Source organism: Parabacteroides chongii, from assembly GCF_029581355.1.
Classification (GTDB): Bacteria; Bacteroidota; Bacteroidia; order Bacteroidales; family Tannerellaceae; genus Parabacteroides; species Parabacteroides chongii.
Genome location: NZ_CP120849.1, coordinates 5,156,903 through 5,171,702, shown reverse-complemented (window position 1 = coordinate 5,171,702; position 14,800 = coordinate 5,156,903). Strand labels below are relative to the sequence as shown.

Sequence of the window (14,800 nt, the reverse complement as noted above, 5' to 3'; positions counted from 1 at the left end):
TAAATAGAAGGGGAACAGCAAGTAAATGTTATTCTCCTTCTGTTCTGTTTTTTTTCGCCATTAATATTAAAGTACTTATGAATAAAAAAACTCTCGTAACGATTATTTTCTTCTTGCAGATTATGATCTGCTGGAATCTGAATGCCGCCCCTGTTCGTCAGCAAATCAATTTGAACCGTGGCTGGCTTTTTACTTTAGGTGACATGGAAGGAGCACAACAACCCTCCTTTTCCGATCAAGGTTGGGAACAAGTAAATCTTCCTCACTCATTTTCTCTGCCTTACTTCATGTGGAAGAGCGTATACAATGGGTATGGTTGGTACCGGAAGACGATTGAAATGCCGGCAGAATGGAAGGGTAAACAAATATCGGTTGAATTTGAAGGCATATTTATTCAAAGCGAAGTTTTCCTGAACGGGCAGCGGGTAGGAGAGCATACCGGAGGATATACCGGTTTCTGTTATGATCTGACTCCTTTCCTGAAACCCGGAAAAAACATTTTAGCGGTCCGTGTCAATAATCTTTGGAAGCCGGATGTAGCACCGCGTGCCGGTGATCATCAGTTTAGCGGAGGTATCTACCGCGATGTGTATTTACATATTACAGATCCTTTACATGTCGCCTGGTGCGGAACGTTTATCACAACACCGGAAGTGTCGAAATCGTCTGCCTCTTTCAAGGCAGAGACAGAAATAAGAAATGACCATGCCCGTCCGCAACAGTTTACGATCCGGACAGAGATCGTTTCACCCAAGGGTAAAATTGTCTCAAAAGCAGAAACAAAAGAAACGCTTGAAGCCGGCAGTTCCCGAATATTCACTCAGTATCCGGCAAATATCGCCGACCCGGCTCTTTGGCATCCGGATAGTCCGAACCTTTATAAAGCAGTGACAACGATTCAGCAGGGGAATAAAGTGACCGACCGGAAAGAAACCGTTTTCGGTATCCGTTGGTTCGAATGGACAGCAGACAAAGGATTCTTCCTTAACGGCGAACATTTTTACCTGTTGGGGGCAAATGTCCATCAGGATCATGCCGGTTGGGGAGATGCCGTAACAAATGCCGGTTTCCGCCGGGATATACAGATGATGAAGGATTGTGGTTTCAATACGATCCGCGGATCACATTATCCGCACGACCCTTCGTTTGCACAGGCTTGTGATGAGATCGGCATACTGTTCTTCCCGGAGAATGCTTTTTGGGGTATGGGAGGCGGTTCGGGCGATCGTGACGGTTGGGGGACTCCTTCGTCCGGTTGTTATCCTCCGAATCCGGAAGACCAGGATCGTTTTGACCGGAGTGTGTTATCCCAGTTGAAAGAGCTGATCCGAATCAACCGGAACAGTCCTTCTATTACGGCATGGAGTATGAGTAATGAACCTTTCTTTACGGATGCTTCCACCAATGAACGGATGAAGCAATTGCTGAACAGGGCAACCGACAGTACGCATGTATGGGATCCGACGCGCCTGGTCGCTATCGGCGGTAGCCAGCGTAAAGGCGTAGATAAACTAGGGAAGAATCAGATAGCTTTTTATAATGGCGACGGGGCGGGTTTCCTGAATCCCGGTGTGCCTAGTATGGTTTCTGAATATGGAAGTGTAACGACACATCGTCCGGGTGCGTTCGAACCGGGATGGGCAGACCTGAAAGATGGCTTTAACCGTCCGGAATGGCGTGGAGGACAAGTGATCTGGTGTGGCTTCGATCACGGGACAGTCGGTGGAACCGGCTTGGCTATTATGGGATTAGTGGATTATTTCCGTATCCCGAAGCGTTCCTGGTACTGGTACCGGGAGGCTTATGCCAAAGGAAACAGGAATCCGGTTGAACCGCAATGGCCTGAATCGGGTATTCCTGCAAAGATCGGTTTGTCTGCGGATAAGACAACGATCGCTGCTCCCGACGGGACAGATGATGTTCATATCCTGATCACTTTGCTGGATGCAAGCGGCAAACCGGTTAGTAATGAGATCCCTGTTAAGCTATCTATCCTGTCCGGCCCCGGTGAATTTCCAACAGGTTCGTCCATCCAGTTTATGCCTCCTTCAGAAGAGGAAGCCTCCGATATTACGATCCGTGACGGAAAGGCAGCAATCGAGTTCCGTAGTTACTATGCCGGAACTACCGTGATCGAAGCGTCTGCTGAAGGGCTACCGGTGTCTACCCTCACTATCCGGACATTAGGACAGCCAACCTGGGAGTCGGCCGGTCGTCCGAAAGTGGCGGACCGTCCTTATAAACGCTATATTGCCCCGAAGAAAGAAGAGCCTGTAAATGAATTGTTATTGGCGGTTAATCGCCCTTCTTTTGTCAGTTCGACAGCGGAACTTTCTTCCCGTACTTTATCGAATGACGATGACGATCAGACCGCCTGGTTTGCCGATCCCTCAGATAAGGCTGCCTGGTGGAAGCTCGATCTGGAAGCCTCCTATGATCTGAATGCGATCGAACTGGTCTTCCCGACAGCCGATATGCATCGATACGTTATTGAAGTATCTTCCGATAACCAATCATGGATAACCGTATCCGACCAGCGCACCAGCAATAAGAAAGAAAAGAAGCAGCGTATAGATGGTGACCTCGGAAAGAATATTCGCTTTGTCCGTATCAACTTTGTTTCCGGGAATGCCGGATTAGCCGAGGTCAAGGTAGGAGGGAAGCCAACGAATTTCTAGTTTTATCAAACGCTTAGGAGTTAATAATCCTATGCATATAATAAACATTCGAGCCATCCGCATAATAATTATGGATTATGCGGATGTGTTCGAATCCGTTTTTTACCCAGTCACCTCTGCCAAAACATCCTCTAACAGGAACGGAATCACACCCACATACATTACACCGTCCTCGTCTGCCCAAAGCTTGCGGCTACCGTCCAGCACAACAATCTTGCGAAAGAAGTCACCAGTGTTATCATAATAATGCACTCTTAGGATGGTTATGAAATTTTGGTCGCATATTACAACCATTTTGTCAGTGCAAAAATACTCTTTTTCTTTTGACTATCCAAAAAATCTTTTTTACTCCCCGAAATAAACCGATCAAAATGTCATTCTGTTATTTTCCCTTTAGTTTCTTTGCATTGTAAGTATCTATCTCCAGTTCGCCGGTAAAATATGGGGCTGTACAGAAGTTAAGGATTATCTTTTTGGATACAAGTTTTCTAATAAGATGGAAAAATGATTGTCGGGCTGCATTTATCTGTACGGATAGATGTAGCCCGGATTTTTTATACCGTATTTATATATCGGAATGTAAAATGGAAGTCAAGCTGTCAGAAGAGGCTTTTGGAAGAAAAATAACTGCTAATCAGGAAAAAATCACAATCTTTTTGTCCCATACCAAGTTATGCTTTCTTTTCTTTTATCCTCATTTCATTTATCTGCGCGGATTGTTTCAGCTGGCTGCTTGGATTATTGTAACTACCCGGGCTGTTTGTCACGATGATCCGTACGGATGGCGGTGACTACCTGCCGGGTAGTGTACGTGACCTGCGCGGGTAGTGACAGCTATCCGGTAGGGAATGATCAGATGTTGATCTGTTTGTCTCTTTTTATAAGATATTGATGTTAGCAGAGAAGTTAAAAAGCTTTCATTTTGTTTGTGTTTTTCAGATATTACTAACTTCTCTTTCTGTTATTTTGTTTACTAAACTCACTTTAGTGATTATCGATTAGTAAATAATAATGTATATGAGAAGAGACAATGAGAAGAGTGCAGGCAGGCGGCAGAAAGTGGAAGTGCTGCAGTTTATGCGAGAGAAGATAACCCGTTTGGAAGATGGGGGGAAGAAGAGTACGGCGCATAATTATAGCAGTGCGCTTAATTCGTTCCGGCGTTTTTTATGCGGGAAGATAGTGTATGCGGACGGGGTGGATGGGAAACTGATGACGGCGTATGAACATTGGCTACAAGAAGAAAAGCCGGGAGGGAAGAAGTTGGGGGAGAATAGTTCTTCTTTTTATCTTCGCCATCTGCGGACTATATGGCATGAGATGGTGGCGACAGGGATGGCCGACCGGGGAAACGAAGATCCTTTTAAAAATGTTTTTACCGGTGTGAAAAAGACGGCTAAACGGGCTGTGCCTGAAGCTAGTATTACCCGGTTGGAAAAGGCGGTGTCCCGGTTATCCCCCAATCTTGCATTTGCCCTTTCGATGTTTTTGTTCAGCTATTATACGAGAGGGATGTCTTTTGTGGACCTCGCCCATCTGAAAAAGACAGATATCCAGGGTGGAGTTCTTACCTATACGAGAAGTAAAACCGGTAAGGTTTTGCATATAGAGCTATTGCCTGAGATGATAATGATCATCCGGCGGTATGCGGCGGATGTGAAAGACAGTCCTTACCTGTTTCCTATCCTGAATGTCAACGGTGAAGGATATGAAAGTGCCTTGAGATTGCAAAACAAACGGCTCAACCGTATTTCTCTGATTTTGGAACTGAATGTGAAACTGACCACACATGTGGCACGCCATTCCTGGGCAACGGTTGCACGAGACAAAGGGGTGGATATCGAGACTATTTGTGATGCACTGGGGCATTCTTCCATTTTGGTGACCCGTATTTATCTGGCAGAACTGAATAGTTCCGTGATCAATAAGGCCAATCGGATTGTATTAAAAAGAAAACAGGAACCAAAAATAAAAAGATATGAATCAGCAGGATAGACTTAGAAGCTGGTTCTGTTTCTTAGCAAGAAACGGAACGTTGATAATCAATGATAGTATTACACTGCAAAAATAATAACTTTATTTCTTATAATGGTTATGAAAACCCGAAATTTTGCACATGAAACCCTGAATATTATACTCTCCTTATTCTCAAAGAGTAAATATTACAAAGTAGGGCATAGGTGTTCTTGTTATTTATACTAATCAATTTGATCTCTATCAAACGTCAAAGTATCAGTTGTTTATGGTTATTTTCGTAAATGGAATTATTCTTTTCTTTCTTCTTTTTTAGTTCATCTTATTGTCTTTTTATAGTAGAAGTATTCTTACGAAGATTACTTTCCATACAGACCTGCTTTTCTTGTGTTTCAAAAACATTCATGATCTGAAAAGAAAAAAAGCTGACGTAAAGAATGGTTCATATTGTATTCTACAACTATAAAGAATACTTCTGTTATGCATATAAGGCATTGTATACCATTTGTTTACGTCTGTGTTTTTGTTTACGTTCCGTTTCTTGCTAAGAAACGGAACAGATACGGGAAGTTATGAAAAGAGTTTTGTACATATTGTTTATCATGCTCCTATTGTTGAAGGGGAATATTCTTTGGGGACAGGATTTCCAACAGGCGAATGCTTATGTCTATTCTTTTCCCGAAACGGAAAACCGTTTGCTGGCAGATTATGCGGACAATGCCGGGGAGCTTCAGCGGATGGCAGAGCTGTTGAAGCAAAACCGGATTGCCTTATTGGAGGGAACTTCCCATCTATTGATTGTGGCTCACCTGGCTTCCTGGCAATACATGGAGACAGAAGCCGTCAATCAGGTTTCGCTGCGTGCCGAACGTATCCGGAATTATATTAAAACGAAATTGAAATTACCGTATGAATGTATAGCCTTTTATATCGACCGTAGTGGTTCGAACCGCGATCAGGTACATGTCTATTATCTGGATACTCCTGTGCCGTGGTTTGCCAATCAGGAAATATATTATAGTGAAAGCCATTATTCCCGTAGCATGGAAGAGGCTGTCGGAAAATATGGGGCTATCCCGTTTGTGGAACAGTATAAACGGATGTCGGGAGAAAAGGAAAATCGTATTGTCTATATGATATGCGATGCTTTGTTTGACAAGGAAGAAGTCAGCGATTACCGGTTACTGATCTCGAAAAAGACGTCCCTTTCCCAAACGGTAAAACCGAAAAAACAGGTAGAACGTCCTTTTGAAAAGGAGGTGATGCCTGAAGAAGTGAAGCCGGAGACGGCTCACTCGACGGTTGCTACGGCAGGCCTTTCCGGTACCCGTCCTTTCAATCTTTCAATAAAGACGAACCTGCTGCCCTGGTGTACGCTGGCTCCGTCGGTGATGCTGGGGAATGGACCGGTCGAATTTAACAAGGGAAGCTTTATGCCTAATCTGGAACTGGAATATTGTTTCGGGGAACGCTGGTCGGTAGATGCCTCCTTTCTTTATTCCTATTATACGTATGGAAGTGATCCGGATAACCTCTGGGGCGTTTCGTCCCTGACGCTGGAGCCGCGTTTTTGGTTGAAAGGGGATGATCGTTTCCGCTGGCTATGGGTCGGAGCGTTCGGACAGTATGGCGATTTTGATGTACGAGGGGAGAAGATCAGCTCCGACGGTCTTTATGGCCGTACAGGTAAATTTGCTTCGGGAGGGTTGGCAATAGGGTGCATGGTTCCATTAGGAGCCGGTTTCTGTACGGAGGCGGCTTTACAGGCTGGCTACCGTTCTGTTTTTGGCGGAGAGAAATACCGGTATGACAAAGTGGATGATAAGAATTATCAGGAAAGCCTGTTCAATGCAACGGGTATGATGATCGGATTCAGGCTCAGTATAGTGTATAGGATAGGGGTTAGGTAATTGAAAATTGAGAATTGAAAATTGAAAATTAAGATGGGGAACAAGATAAGGGATTATGTGGGGGGGCTGTTGATTGGGTTGCTATTCACGGCCTGTACCTCCCTGACGACCGACAAGGACTGGACGAGGAACGGCAAAGTCCGCTTAGTCCTGGACTGGGGGACACGTGCTGCTCATACAGGTGTTTTCGATTATTATTTTTATGCCGATGGCAATCCGGTTCCCCTCGTTCGTCGCGGCGATGCTTCGGGATATGAGGGAACCATCCCGCAGGGACGCTATAAGATTGTGGCATGTAATCCGGATGGCATCAATCTGGATCTATCCATGAATAACGGATATGACAAAGCCTTTGCCATAGCACGTTCGGGAGCTTACTCAAAAACAACCGGAGGCATTATCAGTCAACCTGCGAACTTGTATGGAGTCGGGCAGGAGGGTATTGTCGCTGCTGCGGAGAGTAAAACGGTAGTCCTGACACCTGTCAGCCTCATCAAAGAGGTGATACTGAATATCCGTATTGAGGGAGATACTGAAGTTGTGGTGATAGGCGGTGAGTTAAGCGGCATTCCTTCAGAGGTATGTATCCCGACGGGTAAACCTTGTGCGGGAAGTTCCGGTTCCGTCCGATTTCCAGCCGGAGCGGACGGGGAAAATCGTTATACGGCTTCCCTGTCGCTTTTCGGTCTTCGTTCGGAAATGAATGCAGACGGAACGGACCTTCCTGTTACCTTATCATTGACGGTGGAACAGGAAGACGGGCAATCGTTTGTATCGTATACGGATGTGACCGATGAGGTAAATGAAGCAGTTCTGCATGGGTTGTCTGCACGTATCGAACTGGATATGACGATCCATCCGCTGGAAACGGGTAGCTATGCGATAGAGGTAACTCAATGGCGTGACGGAACGGCGGAAGCAGAAGGTACAACCGGGAACGGTATCGCCGGATAGATAGCGTAAAAGGAGAATATGGAGAAAAGAGAAAGGATAGATAGGGTGAATAAATGGTCGGGAATATTTTTGATGTTCGTCGTGACGTGCGCCGGCTGTGACAACCGGAGTATGCCGGAGCCGGCATCGGAAAATGTGCCGATCCGGTTGGTAACGGAGTTCCCTTCTGCGGCACAGCCGACGATACGATCTGACATTTCGGTATTTAACGGAGAAACTGTCGCTTTTGCCATTGGAGATGCTTCCGGAACATACAGTGAAATATGGGAAGCAAGGGTAACGGGGAAGGAAGCCGTTCTACTGGAACCGCATTATTATCCCAAAGACGGAAGCTATCTGTATCTGCGGGGATATTATCCTCCGGTAAAGCCGGGTATTAACGGGGTCGCTTATCGGCTGGATGGCAGTCAGGACCTTCTTCTTAGCAACGAACAGTCCGGTTCTTTGACGGATATGTTCTGGCAGGAAAGTAAGAAGTTCCGGTTTACTCATTTGCTTACCCGGTTGGGCTTTCGTGTTCGTGTAACGGATGATTATCCTGCCAATGCTTGTTTGCTTCGGTTACAGATAGGAGGCAGTCACCGGAATGTTTTGCTGGATTTGAATAAAGGCAGTTTGCTGCCTGTAGGGGATACAGGGACGCTCATAGTTTGGGAAGCCGATGGAACCGGTCCCTTATTGTCGAACAACTTTCCTGATACCCTGATCACTTCGGTTATGCTGGAAGCGGGTGTCCCGTTGACATTGGCGGCTACAGTCAGTCTGACAGACGGTACGAACCTGGTTTATGAAGATATTCCCATTCATTTCGAGGAGCCGGATAGCCTGTCCCGGGCAGGTACGTCCTATACGGTCTCAGTGACTTTGGATATGGTGAAAGAAAAACTGTCCCTTTCCACTTCGGTGGACGACTGGACCGAGCAAGAAGGGGGAGAAGTTGGCTTATAGAAACAATAGTAATATTTAAAAACAATAGGAGATGAAACAATTAGTGTCTTTGGCAGCAATGGCTGTTTTGTTGGTGCCGGCAGGTTGCACGCAGCATGAAATATTTGTCGATGGGTATGAAGAGGGTGAAGCGACCGTGCTTGGTATATCGACCGGTGTACAGACAACGGAAACGAAATCGGTGGTCGGTGGGGATATGATCACGTACACTAAGGCTGATTATGTGTCGGATGCTTTGGGGCTGGGAGTTGTCATATTGAATGAGGCAGGTTCGGCTGCTTATTCCGGCAATATAGCAGATGATCATGTTTGGTTTATGGGGGATGAGAAAGGAGAAAACTGGAAGTCTATTTCTGAGAAAGGGGCTGATTTTGCATCAGCGACGACAGCTCCCTATACGCTGAGTGATGCAGTGGGGACAGTGTATGCCTATTATCCGAAAACGGATGCTGTCACAGGATCGAGTGCAAATGCATTGACAATTCCGGCTCCGCTTCAGAAGACGGGAACGATCACGATAGATAATGATGTGACGAATGCCGATCTTCGGTTTGACGGTTCTTCCTGGGCTACGAATTCTTCAACTAATAAAAAGAAGATCATTTCAGCTCCAACGGAAACGGATTATCTGTATGCCGACAATAAAACTCGTACCGTCAGTAACGGCAGAGGAGATGGCAGTCCGCAACGTTCTATCAACCTGACAATGGCACACGCGCTGACGATGATCTCTTTCCGTCTATACAATGACGGCACACTGCCGGGAGCTGGTAATCTGACGCAGATCGAGATAAAGAATGCGGATGCTAAAACGCTGATCAAGACAACTGACGGGGCAACCATGAAGCTGGCAGACGGAACGATAGCGGGGTTGACGAATAATACTTCAGATAAGCTGACCCGTACGATCAACGGATATACAATACCGAAAGAGATCAAACAAGGCGAGGTGGAAAGTGCTACGACTTACATTGTAAATGGAGCTCAGGTAACCGGTCCGAAAGTAGCCCGTAAGGTCAGCGTTCTGACTTATCCCATTGCCAGGATTTCGGATAAGGAAATAGAAGTGGTCTTTACGATCGATGGTACGACCTATACTGTCTCTTTGCCGGTCACGGACGTTTGGGCATGGCAGGCAGGAACAAACTATGTGTATACGGTCTGTGCTTCGCAGCGTAAATTGGAAGTGACGAGTGTGAGCGTTGCTGAATGGAGTGAAGAACCGGCTGGTAATATCGAGTTATGATGCGCGTATTGGCTTGTTCATGCTGTTTTGTCTTTTTTTCGTGTACGGCAACGGAAATAGATTTTCCGGTGGAAACTCCTGAAGAAGGGAAAAATGTCTGCACATTATCTGTCAACACCTTATCTCTTGGGGAGAATACAAAGGCTGTATATGAGGATATCGGAACGGATAAGGCGGCAAACCATTTGGAATCTATCGGGGTGTTGGTGACCCGAGGAAGCGATCCTAAAGAATACTATTCTTCCCTTGTCAAAAAGCAGATATTTACCTGTAATGATAATGCGGATAAAAAGATATGGACCACGGTTACCCCATTGAATTTGGATAATGTAGACGGAACGGTCTACGCCTGGGCTCCGTCTGATATGGAAGGTAAGCTGGATGGCAACAGTCAAGCTGTTCCGATCCTTTGCGATCCTGTCATATTATCGGATCAGTCTTTTGCTTATGGCAATGAATGGGAAACAAACCAGACGGATTATCTCTATGGAACGGCTGCGGATAAAACCGCTCCGGTCGTGAATCGTCTGAATTCGTCTGTGACACTTTCCATGCAACATGCCTTGGCCAAAATAAGTTTCCGGGTGATGAAAGCAAAAGGGCAGGCTGTGACGGTGGAGGATTATGTGAAGAGGATTGAACTGACAAGTGATCAATCCGAATTTGCAACGTCTCCGGACCCGGCAACGGGAGTGGCGTTACGCCTGACAGATGGAATATTGACGGGGACGACACCAGCGAAAAGCCTTATGCTGACAGCTGCAATGGGCAAACAGGGGCAACTTGCCGAATGGTCTGAAACGGAAGAGGGAGTACAGGATTTTGCACAAATTACTTTTCCTCAGGTATATGGACTGGTGGCTCCTGCCGACTGTTCCCCTACTCCTGAAGTTGCCGGATCGGTCTTTAGTCTTTGGCCATTAGTGAGATACCAGGCTGGAAGTGGTGGGATAGGTGTGAAAATAACGTTGGGACCTGCCGGAGCCCTTGATACCGATAAAGATCATACCTATCAGACAGCTAACAATACAACCGTCGCAGCCAACTGGGAACAAGGCAAACATTATGTTTATACCATGACGGTGACGGATCGCGGTATCGAATTTAGCCAGGTGCAGGTGATTGGTTGGGATGATACTCCACCGACAGTCAATGTGCCTGTGGAGTAAATTTGTTTGCTAATGAAGTTCAATAAATAAAATGAGTAATGGAGCGATTTTCTATAAACGTCTTTTTTATGTTTGCACTTTCCCTTTTATTCGGTATGGGGTGTACGGGCGGTTTGGTGGAAGACGGGGAGGAAAAAGCTCGTTTCATAACGTTGTTTTTTGATCAACCTTCCCTAGCTGCTTCCCTTCTTACAACTCGGACAGAAGCTGCTCCGTTACCCGCTGGGAGTACGGTACGTATCGCGGCTTATCGTATTGGGGAGTCAGTGGAAGAGGCAGTGTCTGCCGATCTTTCGGTTACGGCTCCGACAACGGAAGCTACTTATGTTATTGGTTGCGACGGAAGTTTGCAGCCTTGTTTGGTAGATGGAAATGGGAAACAAATCTCCGGAGAAAGTTCGGATATGACGGTGGTGGCCGGTGTATATGATTTTTATGCTGTTTCGCCGGCACGTCCTTTCACTGAAGTTTCCGAAAAAAGGCAGATAACCGATATTCCGCATCAGGAAGATGTGATGACTGCATTTGTGCGTGGTATCCTGGTTTCTCAATCTTCACGACAGGTTGCTTTGGGTGATTTTCACCGTAAATGTACACAGGTACTTTTTGAGGTAGCACCGACCAGGGATAATATAGTGCCGATCAGCTCCCTTTGCGGGACGCGCCTCGAACTGGCGGGTGTTTCCACGGCCGGTGCCAGCCTGATTATAGGGGAGAATGAAAAGATTTCGCCATCCGGAGGGGATCAGACGGAGGCGGGGAAACTGTCGACGACAGATTTTGTCACCTTGCCTGATCCGGAAAATCCGGAAGAACCAAGCAAGCTGGGACTGAACCGGGCTACAACGATCCTATTGCCGAAAAACGGTGAACCTTTCCAGGTGGCTGTAACGGTTGCCCGCAACGGTATTGCCGTAACGCTGAAGGCTACGATTGCAAAAAACATTGTTTTCGAAGAGGGAAAACAATATGTGTTCACGCTGGAAGTGGAGAACGACCGTAGTCTGCTTCGGTTGAGTGTCTATGATTGGACTCCTTTCGGGTTGACGGATAATAATGTAGGCGGTGCTCCGGACGGACGTCCGACTGATCCGGAGGTTACTCCCGGAACTCCTTTCGGTCTGGTTGTTGCCGGTTGGGATCATATCAGTTGGACGGGAGGAGAAACGATTGGAGGGGCAACAATTAACTAATATCATAATAGTGGAAAGAATGAATTCAGGAGGTATAAAGATGAATAAAGTCGTATTTGCCGGTCTTTTTTTGCTGTCTGTGTGTTGCCGTTGTACGCAAAGCGAAGTGGTTAGTGGTGACGGCCATAAAAAAGGGGAAGAGATAGAGGTCGGTTTCCGGTTGAATGTACTGACAACCACCATGCTTCAGACCCGTAGCGATACAACCGTTGTTACCCGGTCGCAGACGGATCCGGGAGAAACCGCTGATAAAACCCTGCAAAACCTTTGGGCGGGACAGTATGATAGTAAAGGGGATCTGGTTGCAGAGGAATATTTTTCTTCTTTAGCAACGCAGGAAAGCGTGAATCTGCCGCTGAAACGGATTGAAGGGATCTGCCATGTATGGGTGGTTGCGAATGCTGGCAATTTATCAGGTAAAGCCGATTCTGAAAACGATTTGAATACATTGACTACCTCCACGGCTTTTACGGAGGAGGGACTGCCTGTCGGTAACCTTTGTGTAATGACCGGCATGTGGTCCGGAACAATCACAGAAAATATTGATGCGGATATCCAGTTGAAGCGTTCACTGGCAAAGATTAAATTCGCTTACTCGGTGGGTGGAGAGAATTTCTCTTTTATACCGTCCACGCTTGAATTATGTAATGTTCCGAAGGTAATGAAATATACCGGAGAGAATGCCCCGGAACAACTGTCGGGTGACGGAAATTACAAAAACTATACCGTTACTTCTCCGGGGACCAGTGGTGTTCATTTCTGGTATGTGCCGGAAAATCCGGCAGGAATGGGAACCAATGGCGGGGATAGAGCAACGGAAAAGACGGGTGAGGGGGTAAGTTATGCTACTTGTATAAAACTAAGCGGTGAAGCTGTACAGGATGGGGTAACTTATGGAAATGTGGTGTTTACCTTGTATCCCGGTGCGGGAAATAATGACTATAATGTTGTCCGGAACGGTTTTTATGCCATTGAAGTAACGCTGACGGGTATAGATTTTACGGATAAACGGGTGACAGTGGGGAGTGTACCGGAGATGGAAGACCCGGAGAATTTGGGACCGGAAAAAGGGGCTACAGGTATCTTTCAGGTAACTACCCGTCCGGGGGTATCCTGGGCTTTTACTATCCCCGGCTGGTTATCTGCCACTGTGGGAGGAAAAACGTATGAATCGGGAAACCGGCTGGATTTTATCGGTCCCTATAAAGTAGAGTTTAATACGACGACAGCTAATCCTCGTGCCGAAGTACGGGAGACTTCTTTTAAGGTAGGAGAGAAAGAAATAAAGGTAAGGCAAGATCCGTCTTCTTTAGAGGTTGGGGCACAGTCTGTATCGTTGGCGGCTGAAAATGGTTCTACCGGAAGTGGAACATTTAAGGCGACAGCTGGATTGCCGTGGTCGGCTACTTTGGAAACTGAATGGGGTAACTGGTTAGGATGGAATGGAGACGCTCCGGTATCGGGAACGGAGGCTTCAGGTACGAATGAAACATTGGCAATTAAAACTTTATCTGCTAATCCGTCTGCCTCTTCCCGTACAGGAACCTTACTTATAAAAGGAGGAGATGCAATCAGTGATGCAAGTTATCCGGACTTAACCGGAAGCATATCTGTCACGCAGGCAGGAGCTACTGTTACTTCTTCCAAAAAATCATATAGTATAAGTCCGGAAAAAGCGGACAACTTATCCGTGGACTTTACGGCAACATCCGATTTACCCTGGGTAGCCTCAGTAACAACAGGTGATGATTGGCTGACATTAACGTCAAAGAGCGGAACGACTACAGGAACTTCACAATCTGTTGGATATAAAGCATCTCTTAATTTATCGTCATCTACACGTTCCGGGAAGATCGGTGTACGTGTAGGAAATGAAGCCGGAGATATTCATCCGGGACCATTGGCAGATATAACGGTTGAACAGGCTGGGTCTACCTTTAACGTAACACTACCTTCTTCAGATATAAATGCTGATGGAGGCTCTGTTAATGGTCATATTTTTGCGACTGAGGGGTTGTCTTGGATTATTAAGCCGGAGAATGATAATGGTATAACTGTAAGTCCAACGAGTGGTCTAGGAAATGCTGATTTGACTTTTAGTGCTCTTAGCAATGCAAATTCTGCTCGCTCAGGAAATTTTGTTGCATCCGTGGTTTCTGCTCCTTCTCGAGCTATTAATATTACTGTATCACAGCAAGCTGGTGTTGTCTATATAATTACTATCAATCAATCAACAGTAGATAGCTATGTTAGTAAATTGAACAGAAATAAGAATTATCCACCATTCAATAGTGATGAAGGTATACTTTCTGGTACAGCAGGGAGTGATTATAAAGGCACATCATCTACATATACAATCTCTACTCCCTACACAATAGAGATAGAAGATACTCAAAGCACTGAAACGTATGTTTATAGTACAAATGATGCTTGGACGCATTGTACAGTGAAAGGAGAAGGTTGGCGTTTACCAACCCATATTGAGTTATTTGCCATGTGGGATAAATGTAAAGGTACTAATAATAATGCTAGTGATGAAGAGTCAAACTCTAATACATTTGGTGCTAAATTTCTTGGTTATTGGTATTGGAGTTGTTCTGTTCGTACAGATAATATGAACAAACGGTGTGGACTTAATTTTAGTAATGGAAATATTGCAAGTAACAAAGATGGAATAACAAGTGATAAAGAATATGTACGTTGTGTACGTGATTTGAATTAATAAAAT

General features: G+C 45.8%; 11 protein-coding genes. 10 read left to right on the top strand and 1 reads right to left on the bottom strand.

All coding sequences use genetic code 11. The annotated features are described in order from the left end of the window. Nucleotides 1-77: 77 nt before the first annotated feature. Nucleotides 78-2,678 (top strand): glycoside hydrolase family 2 protein, encoded by a 2,601-nt coding sequence (locus P3L47_RS19780; protein WP_277781880.1) that lies wholly within the window; start codon nucleotides 78-80, stop codon nucleotides 2,676-2,678. Nucleotides 2,679-2,780: 102 nt separating this feature from the next. Here the strand turns inward: P3L47_RS19780 and P3L47_RS19775 are convergent, their stop codons facing one another. Next, nucleotides 2,781-2,972: a hypothetical protein gene (locus P3L47_RS19775; RefSeq protein ID WP_277781879.1), complete on the bottom strand. Its 192-nt coding sequence runs from the start codon at nucleotides 2,970-2,972 to the stop codon at nucleotides 2,781-2,783. A gap of 290 nt (nucleotides 2,973-3,262) precedes the next feature. Here P3L47_RS19775 and P3L47_RS19770 point away from each other — a divergent pair, with 290 nt between their 5' ends. From P3L47_RS19770 to P3L47_RS19730, 9 genes are all read left to right on the top strand, one after another. Further along, the gene (locus tag P3L47_RS19770; RefSeq protein ID WP_277781878.1) at nucleotides 3,263-3,469 is read left to right on the top strand and encodes a hypothetical protein; all 207 of its coding nucleotides are present in this window, start codon (nucleotides 3,263-3,265) and stop codon (nucleotides 3,467-3,469) included. Nucleotides 3,470-3,695: 226 nt separating this feature from the next. After that, on the top strand, nucleotides 3,696-4,673 hold the full coding sequence (locus P3L47_RS19765; protein ID WP_277781877.1) for a tyrosine-type recombinase/integrase: 978 nt from the start codon (nucleotides 3,696-3,698) through the stop codon (nucleotides 4,671-4,673). A gap of 551 nt (nucleotides 4,674-5,224) precedes the next feature. Continuing rightward, on the top strand, nucleotides 5,225-6,562 hold the full coding sequence (locus P3L47_RS19760; RefSeq protein ID WP_277781876.1) for a DUF3575 domain-containing protein: 1,338 nt from the start codon (nucleotides 5,225-5,227) through the stop codon (nucleotides 6,560-6,562). Between the two features lie 33 nt (nucleotides 6,563-6,595). After that, nucleotides 6,596-7,516 (top strand): DUF5119 domain-containing protein, encoded by a 921-nt coding sequence (locus P3L47_RS19755; RefSeq protein ID WP_277781875.1) that lies wholly within the window; start codon nucleotides 6,596-6,598, stop codon nucleotides 7,514-7,516. Nucleotides 7,517-7,534: 18 nt separating this feature from the next. Beyond that, entirely contained in the window at nucleotides 7,535-8,464 is a 930-nt protein-coding gene (locus P3L47_RS19750) for a fimbrillin family protein (protein ID WP_277781874.1), read from the top strand. 31 nt (nucleotides 8,465-8,495) lie between these two features. Next, the gene (locus P3L47_RS19745) at nucleotides 8,496-9,710 is read left to right on the top strand and encodes a fimbrillin family protein (protein WP_277781873.1); all 1,215 of its coding nucleotides are present in this window, start codon (nucleotides 8,496-8,498) and stop codon (nucleotides 9,708-9,710) included. 68 nt (nucleotides 9,711-9,778) lie between these two features. Then, on the top strand, nucleotides 9,779-10,879 hold the full coding sequence (locus P3L47_RS19740) for a fimbrillin family protein (protein ID WP_277781872.1): 1,101 nt from the start codon (nucleotides 9,779-9,781) through the stop codon (nucleotides 10,877-10,879). Nucleotides 10,880-10,947: 68 nt separating this feature from the next. Then, nucleotides 10,948-12,072: a BF2992 family fimbrillin-A clan protein gene (locus P3L47_RS19735; RefSeq protein WP_277781871.1), complete on the top strand. Its 1,125-nt coding sequence runs from the start codon at nucleotides 10,948-10,950 to the stop codon at nucleotides 12,070-12,072. Between the two features lie 19 nt (nucleotides 12,073-12,091). Further along, nucleotides 12,092-14,794 (top strand): BACON domain-containing protein, encoded by a 2,703-nt coding sequence (locus P3L47_RS19730; RefSeq protein ID WP_277781870.1) that lies wholly within the window; start codon nucleotides 12,092-12,094, stop codon nucleotides 14,792-14,794. The last annotated feature ends 6 nt before the right edge of the window (nucleotides 14,795-14,800 follow it).